This is a genomic window from Amycolatopsis sp. MEPSY49 (genome assembly GCF_051337345.1).
Lineage (GTDB): Bacteria > Actinomycetota > Actinomycetes > Mycobacteriales > Pseudonocardiaceae > Amycolatopsis.
The window spans coordinates 484,765-505,729 of sequence record NZ_JBDLYJ010000003.1 but is presented as its reverse complement, the minus strand read 5'-3'; the positions used below and the strand labels follow the sequence as shown (position 1 = coordinate 505,729).

Genomic DNA, 20,965 nt, shown 5'->3' with positions numbered 1-20,965 from the left:
ACGACATGAATGAGTCATTCACGTCTTTCGGGGCCGGGGTCAGTGGGCGAGGGCGGCGCGGTCGGTCTTGCCGTTCGCCGTGCGGGGCAGTTCCTCCGCCGTGACGACCTCGTCCACGATCATGTACTTCGGCAGGTGCGCCGCGCAGTGGGCCTTCATCCCCAGCAGCGTCACGCGCTCGCCGGGCCGGGGGACGACCACCGCGCGCAGCCGCGCGTCGATGCCCGCTCCCGCGACCACGACCGCCACCTCGGCGACCCCCGGGTGGCGGGCCAGCGCCGTCTCGATCTCGCCCAGCTCGACGCGGTGGCCGCGCAGCTTGACCATCGCGTCGCGGCGGCCCGCGTACTCCAGCTCGCCCGCCTCGTCGTACCGGCCGAGGTCGCCCGTGCGGTAGCCGCCCAGCTGCGGGGCCGCGCCCCAGTACCCCAGCATGACCGTCGGGCCCTCGACGACGATCTCGCCGTCCGACAGCGTCAGCGTCGCACCCGAGCACGCCCGCCCGATCGGCAGGCTTCCGGTCCGCGCGAGGTCGGCGGACGTCACCTCGTAGCTCGTGACGACGTTCGTTTCGGTCGGGCCGTACCAGTTGAACAGCCGGACGTCCGGCCACGCGCGGCGCAGCGTCTGCACCCCGGCGATCGGGAACGGCTCCCCGGCGAACACGCAGACCCGCAAGGAAGCCGGCGCGGGCCGGTCGAGCAGGCCGCCGTGGCGCATCATCAGCAGCAGCGCCGACGGCACCGAGTACCAGACGCTGATCCCGCGGCCGTGCAGGAAGTCCGCCAGCTCCACGGGCGAGTAGGACAGGTCCGCGCCCGCCAGGTCCACCGACGCCCCGGCGAAGAACGCGCCGTAGAGGTCGAACACCGACAGGTCGAAGTTGAACGGCGCGTGGTTGGCCAGCCGGTCGCCTGCGTGCAGGCCCGTTTCCCGCGCGGCCCACCCGACGAACGCGAGCGCGTTGCGGTGGCTGATCAGGACGCCCTTCGGCGTGCCCGTCGAGCCGGACGTGTAGAGGATGTAGGCGGGCTCGTCCGGGCCGACGTGCTCCGGCGGCGCCACACCGTCGCATGTGGACAGTTCAGCGAACGAGCTGAGCGGCGGCGGGTTCGCACCCCAGTCGGCAGCCATGTCGGTGACGACCAGCGCGGGCGTGCAGCTCTCGGCGATGAGCCGCACCCGCGACACCGGGTTCGACGGCGCGACCGGCACGTAGACCGCGCCGAGCCGCAGCGACGCCTGCATGAGCGCCACCACCTCGACGCTCTTCTCGGCCCAGATCAGCACGCGGTCGCCGTGGCGGACCCCGGCGGCGTGCAGGCCGGCGGCCTGCCGGCCGGCCAGCTCGTCGAGTTCGCGGTAGGTCACGGTCGTGGTGCCGCAGTGCACCGCCGGGGCGTCCGGTGTGCGTTCGGCAGCGGCGAGGACCAGCTCGTGCAGCATCACAACCCCAATTCCATCGCGACGAGCTGGCGCTGCACGTCGGACGCGCCGGAGAAGATCGTCCCGCCGATCGCGTCCCGCAGCGCGGCTTCGATCCCCTGTTCACGCAGGTAGCCGCGGCTGCCGAACAGCTGGACGGCGTCGGTCGCGCTCGCCACCGTCCCCTCGGACACCGCGAGCTTCGACAGCGCCGCGAACAGCGTCGCGTCCTCACCCTGGTCCAGCGCCCAGCACGCCCGGTACAGCAGCAGGCGGGCGCTTTCGACCCGCAGCTTCATCTCCACGACCCGGTTGGACACCGACTGGAACTCGGCGAGCCGCTTGCCGAACTGGCGCCGGCCGCGCACGTGCTCGAGGCAGCGGTCGATCAGCCGGTCCTGGACGCCGAGGTAGAGCGCGAACAGGCAGGCCCGCTCCCAGCCCATCGAGTGCTGGAAGATCGCCGAGCCCTGGCCGGGTTCGCCGAGGACCGCCGCCGCGGGCACGAAACAGTCGGTGAAGGTGATCTCGCAGGCCACGCAGCCTTCCATGCCCAGCTTGCCGAACGGCTCACCCGCCGTGACCCCCGGCGAGTGGGCGTCGAGCGCGAACGCCGTGATGCCCCAGTGGCCGGCGGCCGGGTCGGTGACCGCGTAGGTGACCAGGACGTCGGCGACGGGACCGTTGCTGACGAAGCTCTTGACGCCGTTGAGCAGGTAACCGCCGTCGACCGGGGTCGCCGTGGTCCGCAGCGCGCCGACGTCGGAGCCCGCTTCGGGCTCGGTCATCGCGTTGCCCGCGATGAGGTCGCCGGCGGCGAGGCCGGGCAACAGCCTCTCGCGCTCCGTTTCCGGCGCGAAGTCGACGATCGGCATGGTGCAGGCGAACAGGTGCGCGGCCGCGCCGAAGACGAGTCCGGTGTCGGGGCAGCCCCGTCCGGCGGCTTCGAACACCCGCGCCGTCTCGAGCGCGGTCAGGCCGCCCCCGCCGTGGCCGGTGGGCACGCTGGCGCCGAGCACGCCGAACTTGCCGAGCAACGCCCAGTTTTCGCGGCTGAACGCGTACTCGGCCGCGGCCGGGAAGGCCGCTCGGGTGTCGGCCACCGTCCGGTCGTAGCGCCGCCGCTGGTCCGCGGTCCAGCCGAAGTCCATCCGCCACCTCCACGAGTGTCCGCGCCCGAGGCTAACGGCGGGATGTCTGGCGAAATCCCTGAATACGCGGTGCGAGCATGGCCGGTGTGACCCGACACGTCGTGCTCTGCACCCTGCCCGGTCACGGGCACGTGACTCCCGTCTTGGACGTCCTCGGCGAGCTGGTCCGGCGCGGCCACCGGGTCACGGTGGCGACCGGCAGCGCGTTCGCCGACCGGATCGCGGCCACCGGCGCCCGCCCGCTCGGGTACGACGAGCCGGCCGGCGACCCGGGCTCCCACCGGCTGGCGGCGGCGCTGACCGGCGCTTCGAGCTGTCTCGGGCCGCTGGCGCCGGTGCGGAAGCTCCTGGCCGACGACCCGCCCGACGTGCTCGCCTTCGACTCGACGATGTGGATCGCGGGCCGCGTGCTCGCCCACGACGTCTCGTGTCCGACGGTCCAGCTTTCGGCGTGTTTCGCGTCCAACGAGCACTACTCGCTGCCCGCACACGTCGCGCGTTACCCGGCTCCGGAGTCCACAGAGGACTCTTACGATTTCGTCGCTGACCTCCAAGGCCTGCTCGCGGCCGAAGCCCCCGGCCGGACCGCGGAGGAGTTCCTCGACGACGGCCGCGACCACAAGCTGGTCCTCATCCCCCGCGACTTCCAGTACGCGGGGCCGACGTTCGATTCGCGGCACACGTTCACCGGCCCGTGCTTCGGCCCGCAGCGGCCGCTGACGGGCTGGGAACCACCGTCCAACGGCAACCCGGTGCTGCTGGTGTCGCTGGGCACCTCGGCGTTCAACGACCAGCCGGGCTTCTTCCGCCAGTGCGCCCGCGCGTTCGCTTCCCTGCCCTGGAACGTCGTCATGACGCTGGGCGGCGGGGTGGATCCGGCGTCGCTGGGCGACCTGCCGCCGAACGTCGAGGCACGGCAGTGGGTTCCGCACCCGGCGGTGCTGCGGCACGCGTCGGCGTTCGTGACGTCGGCGGGCATGGGCAGCGTCATGGAGGCGTTCTACTGCGGGACGCCGCTCGTGCTGGTGCCGATGCACGGCGAGCAGGAGGTCAACACCGAGCGGGTGGTGGAGCTGGGCCTCGGGGTCCGCATCCCCCGCACCGGCGTGACCCCGGAGTCGATCCGCGACGCGGTGCTGGCGGTGGCGGCGGACGAAGGCATCGGCGCGCGCATGCGCGCGATGCGCGACCACACCCGCGAAGGCGGCGGCGCGGTCACGGCGGCCGACCGCATCCTCGCCCCCCTCGAAACGACGTGAATGACTCATTCATGTCGCCTGGCGACATGAATGAGTCATTCACTACATCCGGGCAGCCGGCGAACTCTCAGCCGGAGTCGCGCTTGCCCATCAGGGAGAACGCGACCACCAGCGCCACCGCGACCCACGTCAGCAGCGTCCCGCCGCCGGTCAGCGGACCCAGGTACGTCGCCGAGTCCGTCTTGAGCTGGGCCGTGCTCAGCTGCTCCGCGGCCGACGCCGGGAAGTACGCCAGGATGTCGCGCTGCACCCACGCCGGCAGCAGCGCGCCCAGGATCGCCGGGGCGAAGATGAAGCCGATCGCCGTCGCGATCGCGCCCGCCGCGCTGCGCATCATCACGCCGAACGACAGGGCCAGCAGCGCGAACGCCGCGAACTCCGCGCCCCAGCCCAGCAGGCTGCGCAGCACGCCGGGGCCGCCGAGGCCGAGCGTCGGGATGTTCGGGTTGATGCCGAGGACCAGCTGCCCGATGAAGAACGCCGCCGCGGCGAACACCGTGCCGAGCACGAAGGCCAGCAGCCCGACGACCACGGCCTTCGAGACCAGGACCCGGCCGCGGTGCGGCGTGATCGCCAGGGTCAGGCGCATCATCCCGGTCGAGTACTCGCCGGACACGGCCAGCACCCCGAGCACCGAAATCAGGATGAGCCCGAGGTTCATCCCGACCATGGCGGTGCCCGCCGAGTCGAAGTCCGTCGTCTGGCCGGCGGGCAGGTTCTGGTAGTCCTGCTCGGTCAGGAAGCTGAACAGCACGGAGAACCCGACGCTGACGACGGCCGCGGCGATGACGACGATCCAGGTCGACCGGACCGACTTGAGCTTGGTCCACTCGGCGGCGAGCGTGTTGGTGATGCCCGGCGAAGTCTTAGCGGCGGGCAACGCGGTTGCGGTCGTCATGTCAGTCCGTCCCTTCCGACGCGAGCGCCCGCACGGTCTCGAGCACCTTCTCCTCCGCCGGCGGCGCGCCGCTGTGCGACCGGTACTGCACGCTGTCCTTGGTGAGGTCCATGAACGCGGCCTCGAGGCTGGCGCGGACCGGCGTGAGCTCGTGCAGCCCGAGCCGGCGCTCCAGCGCGAGGTCGCCGATCTCCGGCGCGTCCAGGCCGACGACGTTGAGCGAGCCGTCGTCCAGCTTCGTCACCTTGGCGCCCGCGCGTTCGAGGGCTTCGGCGAGCTCGGCTGCCTTCGGCGAGACGACGTGGACGTGGCTGCGCGCGCTGCGCTGGGTGAAGTCGGTGATCGGCATGTCGGCGATCAGCTCGCCGCGGCCGATCACGATGACGTGTTCGGCGGTCTCTTCCATCTCGTTCATCAGGTGGCTGGACACGAAGACCGTCCGCCCCTCGGCGGCGAGGTCCTGCATCAGCGTCCGGATCCAGTAGATGCCCTCGGGGTCGAGGCCGTTGACCGGCTCGTCGAACAGCAGGGTCGGCGGGTCGCCGAGCAGCGCCGTCGCGATGCCCAGCCGCTGGTACATGCCGAGGGAGAAGTTCGCGACCTTCTTGCCGGCGACGTCGCTGAGGCCGACGGTGTCGAGCACCTCGTCGACGCGCTTGCGCGGGATGCCGCCGGCCTGCGCGACCCACTGCAGGTGCCGGTAGGCGGTGCGCGCGCCGTGGACGGCCTTGGCGTCGAGCAGCGCGCCGACCTCGCGCATCGGCGCGGGCAGGTCGCGGTAGGCCTTGCCGTTGACGGTGACCGAGCCGCCGCTGGGGGCGTCCAGGCCGAGGATCATCCGCATGGTGGTCGACTTGCCCGCGCCGTTGGGGCCCAGGAAACCGGTCACCACGCCGGGCTTGATGTCGAACGACAGCCCGTGGACGGCCGTCGTGTCGCCGTACCGTTTCGTGAGATCTCGTGCTGTGATCAAGCGCCCGCTCCGTACTTCGATCCTGTGTGCCTGAGTCCAGTGAACCCGCTGCCACGGCCGCCGTGCTACGGCACAAGGTGGCTTGTCGCCGCAACCAAAGTTGCAACCCCCGTACCCGCGTGATCTTCCCAGCACCCGGTGCGACCGGCAACTCGGGGAACGTCAACTTTCGATGGTCGAATGACGACTTTCGAGGACTCACAACGCAGTTCGCGCTGTGCTTGAATCGAGCACAGGCAATTTCTTTCGTCGAGTGTCATCGAGGAGTTTCCCATGGCCAAAGAACAAGGCGGCCGCCCGTTCGTTTCCCTCGTCATGGGGCTGATCCTGGTCGCGGGCGGGATCGTGATCATCCTCAACGCGGGCGAGCACACGATCGGCGTGATCGGCGGCGCGGTGACGATTCTGGCGGGGCTGGCGTTCTTCGTCCGCAGTGCGACGTCCCGCAAGACGACGGCCGCGGGCCGGCGTCGGTTCTTCATTTCCTGAAAGCCCTTGCGGACGGTCTCGGCGGCCGTCCTGGTGCCCCGGTCGGGGGGTCACCAGGACGGCCGCTTTCCGTTTCAGCCTTCGTCGGTGCCGAGGGCCAGCCGGACCAAGTCGTCGACGTCCAGGTCGCTCAGGTCATCGTCCACTTCGGACTCCGATGCCGGGAACAGCTCTTCGCCGAGGCACCCCGCCAGCGCCGCCGGGGTCGGGTAGTCGAAGATCAGCGTCGCCGGCAACCGGACGCCCGTCACCGCCGTGAGCCGGTTGCGCAGCTCCACCGCCGTCAGCGAGTCGAACCCCAGTTCCTTGAACACCCGTGTCGGGTCGACGACGTCGCCGTAGCCCAGCACCGCGGCCACCTGCGCGCACACCAAGTCGAGCAACGCCTGCCGCCGGTCCTCGGCGGACATCGCCGCCAGGCGCTCCCGCCAGTCCGGAGCGTCCTCGGCCGCGCGGCGCCGGACGGTGGTCCGGACCAGCCCGCGCAGCTGCTCGGGGACGTCGGCACCCAGTGCGCGCGGGTCCACCAGCATCGGCACCAGCACCGCGTCGGGTGCGTCCACTGCGGCGTCGAACAGCGCCAGGCCCTGGTCGGCGGGCAGCGGCGGCAGGCCCGACCGCGCCATCCGGCGGACGTCGGCGTCGGACAGCCCGGCCGTCATGCCCCCGGTCGGCAGCCACGGACCCCAGGCCAGCGCCAGCGCGGGCAACCCCGCCGAACGCCGTTGCCGGGCGAGTCCGTCCAGGAAAGCGTTTGCGGCGGCGTAGTTGGCCTGCCCGGGCGCGCCGAGCACGCCCGCCGCCGAGGAGAACAGGACGAACGCGGACAAATCGTGGTCCCGCGTCAGCTCGTCCAAATTGGTCGCGGCCAGCGCCTTCGGCCGCAGGACGGTGTCCAGCCGGTCCGGGGAAAGCGCTTCGACGAGCCCGTCGTCGAGCACGCCCGCCGCGTGCACGACCGCGGTCAGCCGCACCTCGGCCAACACCTTCGCCAGCGCCTCGCGGTCCGCCGCGTCACACGCGACGACCGTTGCCTCGGCCCCCAGCGCGGACAGTTCGGCCCGCAGCTCGTCGACGCCCTCGGCCGCCGGGCCGCGCCGGCTCGCCAGCAGCAGGTGCCGGACGCCGGACTCGGCCAGGTGCCGGGCCAGCAGCCGCCCCAGCCCGCCGGTGCCGCCGGTGATCAGCACGGTGCCGTCCGGGTCGAGCGGCGCGGGCACGGTCAGCACGACCTTGCCGACGTGCTTGGCCTGGCTCACGTGCCGGAACGCGGCGGGCGCGCGCCGGACGTCCCACGCGGTGACCGGCACCGGCGTCAGCGCGCCGTCCTCGAACCAGGCCAGCAGCCGGTCGAACAGCTCGCGGATCCGGTCGTACCCGGCCTCGACCAGGTCGAACGCCTGGTACCGGACGCCCGGGTGCGCGGCCGCGATTTGCGCCGGGTCCCGTACGTCCGTCTTACCCATTTCCAGGAACCGGCCGCCGCGCGGCAGCAGCCGCAGCGACGCGTCCACGAAGTCCCCGGCGAGCGAGTCGAGCACGACGTCGACGCCGCGCCCGCCCGTCGTCGCGAGGAACGCGGCCTCGAAGTCCAGAGTCCGCGACGACGCGATGTGGTCGTCCGCCAGGCCGGATGCCCGCAGTGTGTCCTGCTTTCCGACGCTCGCGGTGCCGTAGACGTCCGCGCCGAGCAGCCGCGCGAGCTGCACCGCCGCCATGCCGACGCCGCCCGCCGCCGCGTGCACCAGGACGCTTTCGCCGGGCCTCAGGTCGCCCAGGTCGGTCAGGGCGTAGAGCGCGGTCAGGAACACCACCGGCACCGACGCGCCCTGGGCGAACGACAGCCCGGCGGGCAGCGGGCAGACCATCCGCTCGTCGACTTCGGCCACCGGCCCGAACGCGCCGCCGAACAGGCCCATCACCCGGTCGCCGGGCGCGAACCGGGTGACGCCGGCGCCGACCGCCGTGACGACCCCGGCGCCCTCCAGCCCCGGCGAGGTGGCCGGGCCCGGGTACATGCCGAGGGTGTTCAGGACGTCCCGGAAGTTCACGCCGGCGGCGCGCACGGCGATCCGCACCGCGCCCGGCGCGACCGGCTCGGCGAAGTCGGGGCAGGGCACGACGGTCAGCCCGTCGAGGGTGCCGCGCTCGGCGACGTCGACCCGCCACGGTCCGATGGGGACGGTGAGCGCGTCCGTTTCCCTGGCCAGCCGCGCCACCCTGGCCGTGCCGGACCGGAGGGCGACCTGGCTCTCCCCCGTCGCCAGCGCGGTCGCGGGTTCGGCCGAGCCGTCGGAGTCCACCAGCACGAACCGGCCGGGGTGCTCCGACTGCGCAGAGCGCACCAGGCCCCAGACGGCGGCGAGGGCGGGATCGATCGGGCCGTCGCCGTCTTCGGCCACGACCGCGCCCGAGGTGAGCAGCGCCAGTTTCGCGTGGGCGAACCGGTCTTGAGCGAGCCAGCTCTGGACGAGGGCCAGCGCGTCGTGCACCGGCCGCGACGCGAACGGCAGCACGACTACGTCCGGCACGTCGGTGACATCGTCGAGTGAGTCGACGACTGTCCACGATGGATTTTCCTGGTCGCCGTCGTGGACCGGCCAGGTGAGCCGGTACAGCGCGTCCGGCCGGGCCGCGAGCCGGTCCGGTTCGAACTCGCGCAGCGTCAAGGAGTCCACAGTGGCCACTGCGCGGCCGGCCGAGTCGGCGACGGCGATCGCGAGGGCCTCGGGGCCGGTCTTGGTGAGGCGCACGCGCAGGCCGCGCGCCCCTTCGGCGTGCAGCTGCACGCCGCGCCAGGAGAACGGCAGCCTGCCGTGCGGCGCGGGTGCGAACGGCAGGAACGCCGCCGCGTGCAGGACCGCGTCGAGCAGCGCCGGGTGCAGCCCGAACGCCGACGCGTCCGTGTCCACCGGCAGCTCGACCTCCGCGTAGACGTCTTCGCCCTGCCGCCAGGCCCGCCGCAAGCCTCGAAAGACGGGCCCGTACCCGAACCCGCTGTCCGCGAGCCGGTCGTAGAGCCCGTCGGTCTCGAGGAGTTCCGCACCCGGCGGCGGCCACGTCGTGAGGTCGTCGCCGCTTGCCGGGACCGCCGGCGTCAGGACGCCGGTCGCGTGCAGTGTCCACGGGCTGTCGGGCGCCGCGTCCTCGGGGCGCGAGTGGATGCTCAGCGAGCACGCCCCGGAGTCGTCCGGTGCGCCGGTCAGGACCTGGAGCCGGACGCCGCCGGTCGCGGGCAGCACCAGCGGCGCGCCGAGAGTCAGCTCTTCGACCTGCGGGCGGCCGGCGCGGTCACCCGCGTCGACGGCCAGGTCGACGAACGCCGTGCCGGGGAAGAGCACCGAGCCGCCGATGCCGTGGTCGGCGAGCCAGGGGTGGGTGCGCAGCGAGAGCCGGCCGGTGCCGAGGATGCCCGCGGATCCGGCCAGTTCGGCGGTCGCGCCGAGGAACGGGTGCGGGCTGGCGGCGAGCCCCGCGGTCGTGACGTCACCGGCCCGCCCAGCGCTCGGCCAGAAGCGGCGGCGCTGGAAGGGGTAGGTGGGGAGGTCGGCGCGGGCGCCGGTCGGGTGCAGCGTGGTCCAGTCCGGGGAGAAGCCGTGCACGTGGGCCTCGGCGACCGCGGTCAGCAGCGTCTCGACGTCCGGCCGCTTCCGCCGCTGGGTCGCGGTGACGAAGACCGGGTCGTCGACGCAGTCGCCGACCATGGCGGCGAGCACGGCGTCCGGTCCCACCTCGACGAACCGGGTGACTCCTCTCGCCGCCAGCGAGCTGACGCCGTCGGCGAACCGGACGGTGTCCCGCACGTGGCGGACCCAGTACTCGGGATCGGTGGCGTCGGAGACCAGTCCTATCTTCGGGTCCGAATAGGACAGACCATGGGCCACCTCGCGGAATCGCGCGAGCATGGGGTCCATCAGCGGGGAGTGGAACGCGTGGCTGGTGAGCAGGCGTTTGGTCTCCCGGCCCAGCTGCGTGAAGTGCGCGGCGATGCCGAGGACGTCCTCCTCCACACCGGACACGACGACCGACGCGGGGCCGTTGACGGCGGCGATGTCCGCCGACGCCGTGAGCAGCGACCGGACCTCGTCCTCCGTGGCCCGCACGGCCACCATCGCGCCGGTCGCGGGCAGTTCCTGCATGAGCCGCCCGCGCGCGGCGACCAGGGTACAGGCGTCGTCCAGGGTCAGTACGCCCGCCACGTGGGCGGCCGCGAGTTCACCGATCGAGTGGCCCATGACGAAGTCCGGCGTCAGGCCCCATGATTCGAGCAGGCGGAACAGCGCGACTTCGACCGCGAAGAGCGCGGGCTGGGTGAACTGCGTCTGGTCGAGTCGCTCGCCCCCCTCGGCGATCACCTCGCGCAACGGGAGGTCGAACCGCGCGCAGGCCGTGTCGAAGGCCTCAGCGAACACGGGGAACTCCTCGCGCAATGCGAGTCCCATGCCCACGCGTTGGGCGCCCTGGCCGGTGAACAGGAACGCCGAGCGGCCCTCGTCGGTGACCCGGCCGCGGACGACGCCTTCGCCGCCCTCGGCCAGCAGCCGGAGGTTCCGCACGGCGGTGGCCTGATCGGGCGCCGTTATCACCGCCCGGTGGTCGAACGCCGTGCGGACGGCCAGCGCGGCGCCGATGCCGGCTGTTCCGTGTTCGGCCAGGGGAAGCAGCGCCGCGGCCTGCGCGGACAACGCAGCTTCGGTGTGGCCGGACAGCGGCCAGAGTTCCACGGCCGATTTGCCTGCAATGGACTGCTCGGTGGGCGGCGCTTCTTCCAGGACGGCATGCGCGTTGGTGCCGCTGAAGCCGAAGGCGGACACGGCGGCCCGGCGCGGGCGCTCGGCGGCGGGCCAGGCAACCGGTTCGGTCAGCAGCCGGACGTGCCCGGCGGTCCAGTCGACGCGCTCCGACGGGACGTCGGCGTGCAACGTGCGGGGCAGCACCTCGTGGTTCAGCGCCAGGACCGTCTTGATGACGCCGGCGACCCCGGCGGCGGCCTGGGTGTGGCCGAGGTTCGACTTGACCGCGCCGAGCCACAGTGGACGGTCGCGGTCGTGCCCGTAGGTGGCGAGCAGGGCTTGGGCTTCGATGGGGTCACCGAGCCGGGTGCCGGTGCCGTGCGCTTCGACCGCGTCCACTTCGGACGGTTCGAGCCCGGCGTCGGCGAGCGCGGCGCGGATGACGCGTTGCTGCGACGGCCCGTTCGGGGCGGTGAGGCCGTTGCTCGCCCCGTCTTGGTTCACGGCCGAGCCGCGCAGCACGGCGAGTACCCGTCGGCCGTGGCGCTGGGCGTCGGAAAGCTTTTCGAGGAGCAGGATTCCGGCGCCTTCCGACCAGCCGGTGCCGTCGGCGTCGTCGGAGAAGGCTTTGCAGCGGCCGTCTTCGGCCAGCCCGCGCTGCCTGCTGAACTCGACGAACCCGGCGGGGGTGGCCATCACGGTGACCCCGCCGGCCAGCGCGAGCGAGCATTCACCGGCCCGCAGCGCCTGCGCGGCGAGGTGCAGCGCGACGAGCGACGACGAGCACGCGGTGTCGACGGTGACGGCCGGGCCTTCGAGCCCGAAGGTGTAGGAGACGCGGCCGGAGAGGACGCTCGCGGCGTTGCCGGTCCCGAGGTGCCCGGCGACGTCGTCGGCGGAGTCGCGCAGGAGGGTCGAGTAGTCCTGGCCGTTGGTCCCGGCGAAGACCCCGGTGCGGCTGCCGCGCAGGGTATCGGGGTCGATCCCGGCGCGTTCGAAGGCTTCCCAGGCGGTCTCCAGGAGCAAGCGTTGCTGCGGATCCATGGCGACGGCTTCGCGGGGTGAGACTTCGAAGAATTCGGGGTCGAAGCCGGCGGCGTCGTCGAGGAAGCCGCCTTCGCGGGTGTAGCAGGTGCCGGGGTGGTCGGGGTCCGGGTGGTAGAGGCGGTCGAGGTCCCAGCCGCGGTCGTCGGGGAAGGGCGAGATGACGTCGCGGCCGGTGTCGAGGAGGTCCCAGAGCTGTTCGGGGGTGTTGACGCCGCCGGGGAAGCGGCAGCTCATGGCGACGATGGCGATCGGCTCGCCGGCGCTCGGGCTGCTGGTTTCGGCGGGCCCGGGGTTGGCGGAGCCGAGGAGGTGGTCGGCGAGGGCGCGCGGTGTGGGGTGGTCGAAGACGAGGGTCGACGGCAGGGTGAGGCCGGTTTCGCGGCTGAGAGCATTGCGCAGCTCGACGGCGGTCAGCGAGTCGAACCCGAGGTCGGCGAACGGCCTGTCCGCGCGCACGGTGGCGGCGGAGGCGTGGCCGAGCACCGCGGCCACCTGGGCACGGACCAGGTCCAGGGCGGCGGCGGAGCGGTCGGCCTCCGGGAGGCCGGCGGCCACGGTGGTGGAATCACCGGCGAGCCGGACGGTCGGTTTCCCGGCGAGTCCCGCGAGCAGCGGCCGGGTGGTGTCCACTCGCTCGAGGTCGAGGTCGATCGGCACCACCAACGCCTCCGGCCCGGCGAGAGCGCGGTCGAACAAAGCCAAGGCGTCGCGTACCGCCAGCGGCCGTACGCCGCCGTGGCGCATGCGGGCCACCTCCGCCTCCGCGAGCCGCGCGGTCATCCCGCCCTCGGGTACCCAGGGGCCCCATGCCAATGAGACCGCGGGCAGGCCCAGCTCCCGCCGGTGCGCGGCGAGCGCGTCGAGGAACGTGTTCGCCGCCGCGTAGTTGCCCTGGCCAGCCCCTCCGAGGACTCCCGCGGCCGAGGAGAACAGCACGAACGCGGACAAACCTTCAGTGAGTTCGTGCAGATGCCAAGCCGCGTCGAGCTTCGGCCGCAGGACCGCGTCGAGGCGCTCGGGCGTCAACGACGCGACGACGCCGTCGTCCAGCACCCCGGCCGCGTGTACCACCGCGTCGAGCGGGCCGACCTCGCCGAGCAACTCAGCCAGCGCCTCCCGGTCGGCGACGTCGCAGGCAGCGAGCACAACGTCGGCACCCACCGCCGCCAATTCGGCCTGGAGTTCCCGCGCGCCCGGCGAATCCGGTCCACGCCGGCTCACGAGGACGAGCCGGCGGACGTCGTGCGCGCGGACCAGGTGCCGGGCCAGCTCGGTTCCGAGCGAGCCGGCCCCGCCGGTGATGAGCACCGTCCCCTTGAGCCGCACTGGGCCGTCCGAAGTGGACGGGACCAGCCGCGGCGCCGTGACCTCACCGCCGGCGTAGAAAACTTCCGGCTCTTCCACGACGAATGATCCGGGCAGCGAGTCGGCGACATCCGCCAGGACGAACCGGCCGGGATGCTCGGCCTGCGCGGAACGGACCAGGCCACGCACCGCCGCCCCGGCCAGCCCCCGCGTGACGAAGACCAGCTTCGATCGAGCGAACCGATCGTCGGACAGCCAGGTCCGCAGCAGCTCCAATACTTCCCGCGCCAGCCCGTGAGCAGACGAAACGACGTCACCCTCGGCCTCACACCGGAAGTAGACCACCGGCGGAACGGCGGAGCCCAGCCCGCGCCAATCCACCGCTTCGACAGCCTCGCCAGAGACGGCAACCTGCGAGACCCGGTACAGCGCGCCAACCGGCTTGACCGCCCGCTGTCCGTCCAGCCAATAACGCTTCCGCTGGAAGGCGTACGTCGGCAGGTCCACGACCCGCGCGCCGCGGCCGGCGAACACCGCCGGCCAGTCGGGGCTGAACCCGGCCACGTGCAGCTTGCCGACGGCTTCGGTGAACGTGCGCACCTCGTCGCGGTCCCGGCGCAGGACCGGGACCACCAGGGCGTCCGGCACGCAGTCGCCGGCCATCGCCGCGATCGCGCCGCCGGGGCCGGGCGTCACGAACCGCGTCACGCGGTTCGCCGCCAGCCAGCGCATCCCGTCGTGGAACCGGACCGTGGCCCGGATGTGCTCGGTCCAGTACTCCGCCGAGGCGACGTCGGCGGGTTCGCCGGACACATTGGACACCACCGGAATCTTCGGTGCACCAAAGGAAGCCGTCGAAGCAACCGCCCGGAACTCGTCCAGGATCGCGTCCATGTGCGGTGAGTGGAACGCGTGGCTGACCCGCAGCCGCTTCGACCCCGCGAACCGCGCGGCGATCTCCTCGACGGCGTCGACGTCCCCGGAGACGACCACGGCTTCGGGCCCGTTGACCGCCGCGATGGCCACGCCTTCACGCAGCAGCGGCCGCACCTCGTCTTCGGTGGCCCGTACCGACGCCATCGCCCCGGCCGCGGACACCGACTGCATGAGCCGCGCCCGGGCGGCGACCAGACGACACGCGTCAGCCAGCGAGAACACCCCGGCGACGTGCGCGGCGGCCAGCTCGCCGATCGAGTGGCCCATGACGAAGTCGGGTGTCAGCCCCCACGACTCCAGGAGCCGGTACAGCGCGACCTCGACGGCGAACAGCGCGGGCTGCGTCACCTCGGTGCGGTCCAGCTCGTCGCCGCCGAAGATCTGCTCCCGCAGGCCGGGGAAGCCCGCGCAAACCTCGTCGAAAGCCTGCGCGAACACGGGGAACGCGGCGTACAGCTCGCGTCCCATGCCCGGCTGCTGCGCCCCTTGACCCGGGAACACGTAAGCCGTCCTGCCCGAGGTGGTCTCGCCGATCACCGGCGAGGCCAGGGCATCCCGCAGTTCCTCCGCCGTCGAAGCGACGACGACCGCGCGGTACTCGAACGCGGTCCGCGTGGTGGCCGATGAGTAGCCGACGTCGACCGGCCGCAGACCGTCCACCCGCGACAGCAGCCGCGCGGCCTGATCGCGCACCGCCTCGGGGCTCTTCGCCGAGAGGACAATCGGGACCAGTCCCGGAACGCCCGGCTCAGCGGGAGCAGCCGAAAGCTCGGGCGCCTGCTCGATGATCGTGTGCGCGTTGGTCCCGCTGACACCGAAAGACGAGACCCCGGCACGCCGCGGACGCTCCCCCGCCGGCCACGCGACGGCCTCCTGCAGCAACCGAACCGAACCGGCCTCCCAGTCCACTTTGGATGAGGGAACCTCGGCGTGCAGCGTGCGCGGCAAAACCTCGTTGCGCAGCGCCATGACCATCTTGATGACGCCGCCCACGCCGGCCGCGGCCTGCGTGTGGCCGAGGTTCGACTTGGCCGAACCGAGCCACAATGGATCACCCACGCGGTCACGGCCGTACGTCGCCAGCAGCGCCTGCACCTCGATGGGGTCGCCCAGCGTCGTTCCGGTGCCGTGTCCTTCGACGACGTCGATGTCCGAAGTGGACAATCCGGCGTCGGCGAGCGCGGCGCGGATGACCCGCTGCTGCGACGGCCCGTTCGGCGCGGTCAGCCCGCTGCTCGCGCCGTCGGAGTTGACGGCCGAGCCGCGGACCACCGCGAGCACCGGGTGTCCGTTGCGGTGCGCGTCGGAAAGCCGTTCCAGCAACAGGAATCCAGCACCTTCACCCCAGCCCGTGCCGTCGGCGGCGTCGGCGTAGGAGCGGCACCGCCCGTCCGGTGAAAGACCGCGCTGCCGACTGAACCCGATGAACGTCACCGGCGTCGACATCACCGCGACGCCACCGGCCAGTGCCAGCGAGCAGTCGCCGCGCCGCAGCGCCTGCGCGGCCCAGTGCAGCGCGACCAGCGACGACGAGCACGCGGTGTCGACGGTGACCGCCGGACCCTCCAGGCCGAAGGTGTAGGCCACCCGGCCGGACGCGATGCTGGCCGCGCTTCCGTTGCCCACGTAGCCTTCCAGGCTCGCCGGCAGGTCCGTCAGCCGCGTCGCGTAGTCGTTGTACATGACCCCGGCGAACACGCCGGTGCTGCTGCCGCGCAGCGACGCGGGGTCGATCCCGCCGCGCTCGAAGGCCTCCCACGCCGTTTCGAGCAGGAGCCGCTGCTGGGGGTCGATCGTCTGCGCCTCACGCGGGGAAATGCCGAAGAACTCCGGGTCGAACTGGTCCGCGTCGTGCAGGAACCCGCCGTGGCGCGTGTAGCACGTCCCGGCGCGGTCGGGGTCCGGGTCGTACAGCGCGTCGAGGTCCCACCCGCGGTTGACGGGGAACCCCGAGATGGCGTCGCGGCCCGAAGCCACCAGGTCCCACAGGTCCTCGGGCGAACGGACGCCGCCGGGGAAGCGGCAGCTCATCGCCACGATCGCGATCGGCTCGTGCTCGCGATCTTCCGCGTCGCGCAGCCGTTCGCGCGTCCGGTACAGGTCCGCGGTGACCTTCTTGAGGTACCCGCGCAGCTTGTCGTCGTCGCTCATGCCTTTTTCCCCTCGGTGGCCCGCACGGCGCGTTCGAGCGCGTCCGCCGCCCGTTTCGCGCCGCCGGACGCCTGGATCGCTTCCCGCATCCGCGCGACCTCCTTGGCCATGGCCGCGTCGGCCGCGACGGCCAGGACGGCGTCGCGGACGTCGTCGCCGGTCACGTCGTCGAGCAGCGCGCGGCCCAGGCCCAGCCGCTCGACCTGCGCCGCCGTCACCCGCGCCTCCGGGCGCTGCGGCACGGCGACCACCGGGACGCCGTGGCCGAACGCGTCCATCAGGGAGCCCGTCCCCGCCTGGCAGACGACGACGTCGGTGTGCGGGAGGACCGCGCGGTGGTCGAGCCACGAGTGCAGCTCGGCGTTGTCGGGCATGGCCGCCGCGACGTCGTCGCCGACGTGCCCGGCGGTGGTCATCACGACCCGCCAGCCGGTGCCCGCGAAGGCCTGCCCACAGGCGGTGAAGAACTCGGGGTTGCTGTTGGACGACGTGCCCAGCGACACCAGGACGACGGGGACGTCCCTGGCCGGCGGGCCCCAGCTGTCGGCGACCGCGCCGTCGTCCCCGGTCGGGCCGACGAACACGAACTCCTCGCCGAAGCACTCGGCACGCGGCTGGAACGCGCGCGGCACGAACACGAGGTTCGCCACGACTTCCCCGCCCCCGGGCGGGAAGTCCGGCGGGGTGCCGAGGCCGAACTCCGCCAGCAGCGCCGTGATCCGCTCGCCGCACGCCGCGAGCGCCGGGTGCGCGGGGTCGAGCGGCGGGCCGGCCAGCTCGACCTCGCTGCCGTTGAGCGGGACCTCGTCGTTGCCGCCGAAGCCGGCGAACAGCCGGACGACGCCGCAGCCGGCGCGCCGCGCGACGAGCCCGCCGACGTCGGTGCTCAGCACGTCCTCGACCACGAGGTCCACCGGGCGGTCCGCGAACGCGGGCCACGCGGTGGCGAGCGGGGCGTAGGCCTCGTCGAGGTAGTGCGCGAGGACGGTGGCGAGGTCGTCGGCGGTGTGCACGTCCGGCATCGACTCGGGGAACGCGGACGGGTAGGTCAGCACCGTCGCGCCGGTTTCGGCGACGACGCCGGCGAACCGCTCGGCGACCACATAAGACACTTCGTGCCCGCGCGCGAGGAGCTCGCGCACGACCGGCAGCGTCGGCCGGAGGTGACCGAAGCCCGGGAAACCGAAGAAAGCGAAATGCCGGCCGGAGACGTCCACGGCGGTCACCCTAGGTCGGCGCGCGGCCCGCCCCCGGCGTCTGCACAGGCAATCCAATGAATCGCCTAGTGTCCCCGCGAAACCGGCCCGAAGACCAGCATTCCTCCTAGATTTCCCCGGCTACAACTAGGACATCCCGTCCGCCGGCCACGCGAGGTGAAATCCATGGAGCGCCCCACCGGAACCGGCCTGCTCCGCAAACCGGACTTGACGCTGCCACACCGGCTGGCCAAGTCGGCGGCCGCCACCGACGGCGTCGCGACCCCGAACGCGCTCGTCGCCGGCTGGATCGCCGAACGCAACCTGGCCCACCGCCACGAAGTCCGGCGCATCGAATTCGGCGACCTCCGGCAGTGGGGCTTCGAAGCCGGCAGCGGGAACTTGCGGCACGAGAGCGGCCGCTTCTTCGGCGTCGAGGGCCTGGAGGTCGACACCGACCACGGGCCCGTCACGCACTGGTCGCAGCCGATCATCAACCAGCCGGAGATCGGCATCCTCGGCATCCTCGTCAAGGAGATCGACGGCGTCCTGCACTGCCTGATGCAGGCGAAGTCCGAGCCGGGCAACGTCAACGGCGTCCAGATCTCACCGACCGTCCAGGCGACCAAGAGCAACTACACCCGCGTGCACGGCGGGCGCCCGGTCCCCTACCTGGACCACTTCCGCGACCCCGACCCGGAGACCGTGCTCGCCGACGTCCTGCAGTCGGAGCAGGGTTCGTGGTTCTACCGCAAGCGCAACCGGAACATGATCGTCGAAGCCGCGGAGTTCGCGGAAGACGGCGAGCTGCCCGACGACTTCCGCTGGCTCACCCTCGGTCAGCTGCACGAGCTGCTCAAGCAGGACAACCTCGTCAACATGGACGCCCGCACGGTGCTGTCGTGCATGCCGGCCGGGCTCGAAGGCCGCGAGGCCGACGCCGTCAGCGACCTCGCCGCGGCGGTGGCGCGCTCGTCGGCCCAGCACACCGGCAGCCTGCACACGCGCACCGAAGTGCTCAGCTGGATCACCTCGCGCCAGGCCCAGCACGTCGTGCGCACCAGCTCGCTGCCGCTGGGCGAGGTCGCGAACTGGGTCCGGACGCCGGCCGAGATCTCCCACGAGCTCGGCCTGTTCTTCAGCATCATCGCCGTCGACATCACCACCAACGGCCGCGAGGTCGCGCGGTGGACGCAGCCGCTGGTCCGCCCGCACGGCGCGGGCGTGGTGGCGCTGCTGGTCAAACGCGTCGACGGGGTGCTGCACGCGCTGCTCAACGCCCGCGTCGAGCCCGGCTACCTCGACGTGGTGGAGCTGGCGCCGACCGTGCAGTGCACCCCGGACAACTACGTGCTCACCCCGCCCGCGCACCGGCCGCCGTTCCTCGACACGGTGCTGGGCAGACGCGACGACCAAGTGCTCTTCGCCGCCCAGCTCTCCGAAGAGGGCGGGCGGTTCCACCACGCCTACAGCGACTACCAGATCATCGAGGTGCCCGCGGACTTCCCGGACGCCGGCCTGGCCGACTTCCGGTGGCTCACCCTCAACCAGCTCAACGAGCTGCTGCGGCACAGCCACTACGTCAATGTGCAGGCCCGCAGCCTGATCGCGTGCCTGCGGGGGCTGCGGTGAACCGGCCGCTGCGCCTGGGCGCGCTGGGCTGCTCGTCGATCGCCGCGCGGCGCACGCTGCCCGCGCTGGCCGGCGTCGCCGAACTGGAGCTGACCGAGGTCGCGGCCCGCTTGCCGCAGAAGGCCGTGGACTTCGCGCGGCGCTTCGGCGTCATCGCGTCGACCTACGACGAGCTACTCGACAGCCCCGACGTCGACGCCGTGTACATCTCCCTGCCGACCGCGCTGCACCACGAGTGGACGCGGAAAGCTTTGCTGGCCGGGAAGCACGTGCTGTGCGAGAAGCCGCTCACGCTGACCCTGGACCAGGCCGAAGACCTCGCCGAACTGGCCGCGAAGCAGGACCTGGTGCTGCGCGAGAACTTCACGTTCATGCACCACCCCCAGCACGCGAAGGTGCGCGAGCTGCTCGACGGCGGCCGGCTCGGCGAGCTCCGGACGTTCACCGCGTCGTTCGGCATCCCGCCGCTGCCCGCCCGCGACATCCGCTACCAGCCTTCCCTCGGCGGCGGAGCGCTGCTCGACGTCGGCGTGTACCCCCTGCGCGCCGCGCTCTTCCTGCTGGGCCCCGAACTCCGCGTCACCGGAGCCACGCTGAAGTTCGACGAAACCGGCGTGGACGTCGCCGGGCACGCGCTGCTCACCTCGGCGAGCGGCGTCACGGCGTCCCTCGACTTCGGTTTCCAGCACAGCTACCGCTCACGGTACGAGCTCTGGGGCAGCGCCGCCGCGCTGTCGCTCGACCGCGCCTTCACTCCGCCACCGGGACGGCAACCCGTGCTGCGCATCGAAGAACAGGACCACGTCGAGGAACTTTGGCTGCCTCCGGCGCACCAGTTCGAGCTGTCGCTGCGCTCGTTCGCCGTCGCCGCGCTGGCCGGGCGCGACGACTCCGAAGCCGCCTGGCTCTCCTCGTCGGTGGCCACCGCGCGGCTCGCCCGCGAAGTCTTCACGCACGCCGCGGCGGTGATCGGCTGATGGAGATCATCGGGAACGGCTTCATCGCCCACCACACCCGGCGGTACTTCGGCGACCGGCACCCGGACGTCACCCTCATCGCCGCGGGCGTCTCGACGGTGCTCGTCAACGACGTGTCGGCGTTCCAGCGCGAGTCCACTTTGGTCTACGACGTGATCGACCGCTGCCGCGCCGCCGGCCGCACGGTGATCTTCCTGTCCACCGCGTCGACCGGGATGTACGGCGCCGACCAGTCGGTCGGCAGCGAGGGCGGCGCGGTCTTCCCGCTCACGCCGTACGGGCGGCACAAGCTGTGCCTCGAACACGTCTGCGCGCTCTCGGGCGCGCGGTGGCTCGTGCTGCGGCTGTCGCACATCGTCGGGCCCGGGCAGTCGCCGCACCAGCTGCTGCCGTCCCTGACCCGTCAGCTGCTCTCCGGCTCGGTCACGCTGCACTCCGGGGTCTCGCGCGACCTGCTCGACGTCGGCGACATGATGCGGATGATCGACTCGCTGCTCACCCAGGGCGTCCGCGACGAGGTCGTCAACGTGGCGTCCGGGCGGCCGGAGGCGATCGAGGACATCGTCGACGGCCTGGAGGAGCGCCTCGGCACGCGCGCCGAGCGCAAGCTGGTCGACATGCCCGCCAAGCGCGGCGAGGTGCGGATCGACAAGCTGCGGAGCCTGGTCACCGGGTTCGACGACTTCGGCATCGGCCCCGGCTACCTGAAGTCGCTGCTGGACCGCAACATCGACGAGCTGGCCGACAACGCCCGCCGGCACCTGAAGGCCGCCGCCACCGTCGGCTGATCGTC

10 protein-coding genes and 1 pseudogene are annotated in these 20,965 nt (G+C 72.4%); 5 read left to right on the top strand and 6 right to left on the bottom strand.

Annotated elements, in window-relative coordinates:
- Positions 1-39: 39 nt before the first annotated feature.
- Complete coding sequence (locus tag ABFJ78_RS16980) at positions 40-1,446, bottom strand: AMP-binding protein (RefSeq protein WP_436387305.1); 1,407 nt, start codon at positions 1,444-1,446, stop codon at positions 40-42.
- The gene (locus ABFJ78_RS16975; protein ID WP_436387304.1) at positions 1,446-2,576 is read right to left on the bottom strand and encodes an acyl-CoA dehydrogenase family protein; all 1,131 of its coding nucleotides are present in this window, start codon (positions 2,574-2,576) and stop codon (positions 1,446-1,448) included. The genes ABFJ78_RS16980 and ABFJ78_RS16975 overlap by 1 nt, the downstream gene beginning before the upstream one ends.
- Before the next feature lie 86 nt (positions 2,577-2,662).
- Here ABFJ78_RS16975 and ABFJ78_RS16970 point away from each other — a divergent pair, with 86 nt between their 5' ends.
- The gene (locus tag ABFJ78_RS16970; protein ID WP_436387303.1) at positions 2,663-3,835 is read left to right on the top strand and encodes a macrolide family glycosyltransferase; all 1,173 of its coding nucleotides are present in this window, start codon (positions 2,663-2,665) and stop codon (positions 3,833-3,835) included.
- 67 nt (positions 3,836-3,902) lie between these two features.
- Here ABFJ78_RS16970 and ABFJ78_RS16965 read toward each other — a convergent pair whose 3' ends face one another.
- Positions 3,903-4,733, bottom strand: a complete 831-nt coding sequence (locus ABFJ78_RS16965) for an ABC transporter permease (RefSeq protein WP_436387302.1) — start codon at positions 4,731-4,733, stop codon at positions 3,903-3,905.
- A gap of 1 nt (position 4,734) precedes the next feature.
- On the bottom strand, positions 4,735-5,706 hold the full coding sequence (locus ABFJ78_RS16960) for an ABC transporter ATP-binding protein (protein ID WP_436387301.1): 972 nt from the start codon (positions 5,704-5,706) through the stop codon (positions 4,735-4,737).
- A gap of 273 nt (positions 5,707-5,979) precedes the next feature.
- Here ABFJ78_RS16960 and ABFJ78_RS16955 point away from each other — a divergent pair, with 273 nt between their 5' ends.
- The gene (locus ABFJ78_RS16955; protein WP_436387300.1) at positions 5,980-6,195 is read left to right on the top strand and encodes a hypothetical protein; all 216 of its coding nucleotides are present in this window, start codon (positions 5,980-5,982) and stop codon (positions 6,193-6,195) included.
- Positions 6,196-6,383: 188 nt separating this feature from the next.
- Here the strand turns inward: ABFJ78_RS16955 and ABFJ78_RS16950 are convergent.
- Both ABFJ78_RS16950 and ABFJ78_RS16945 read right to left on the bottom strand, forming a co-directional pair.
- Positions 6,384-16,328 (bottom strand): annotated as a pseudogene (locus ABFJ78_RS16950) (type I polyketide synthase); the annotation flags it as partial.
- Between the two features lie 35 nt (positions 16,329-16,363).
- Positions 16,364-17,584 carry a macrolide family glycosyltransferase gene (locus tag ABFJ78_RS16945; protein ID WP_436387299.1) on the bottom strand — a complete coding sequence of 407 codons (1,221 nt, stop codon included), beginning with the start codon at positions 17,582-17,584 and terminating at the stop codon, positions 16,364-16,366.
- Positions 17,585-17,749: 165 nt separating this feature from the next.
- Here ABFJ78_RS16945 and ABFJ78_RS16940 point away from each other — a divergent pair, with 165 nt between their 5' ends.
- From ABFJ78_RS16940 to ABFJ78_RS16930, 3 genes are read left to right on the top strand one after another with little or no spacing between them, the layout of a single operon-like run.
- Positions 17,750-19,195 carry an NDP-hexose 2,3-dehydratase family protein gene (locus tag ABFJ78_RS16940; RefSeq protein WP_436387298.1) on the top strand — a complete coding sequence of 482 codons (1,446 nt, stop codon included), beginning with the start codon at positions 17,750-17,752 and terminating at the stop codon, positions 19,193-19,195.
- Positions 19,174-20,172 carry a Gfo/Idh/MocA family protein gene (locus ABFJ78_RS16935; protein ID WP_436387297.1) on the top strand — a complete coding sequence of 333 codons (999 nt, stop codon included), beginning with the start codon at positions 19,174-19,176 and terminating at the stop codon, positions 20,170-20,172. Before ABFJ78_RS16940 ends, ABFJ78_RS16935 begins: the two co-directional genes overlap by 22 nt.
- Positions 20,172-20,960, top strand: coding sequence for an NAD-dependent epimerase/dehydratase family protein (locus tag ABFJ78_RS16930; RefSeq protein ID WP_436387296.1), 789 nt, complete (start codon positions 20,172-20,174; stop codon positions 20,958-20,960). Before ABFJ78_RS16935 ends, ABFJ78_RS16930 begins: the two co-directional genes overlap by 1 nt.
- Positions 20,961-20,965 lie beyond the last annotated feature (5 nt).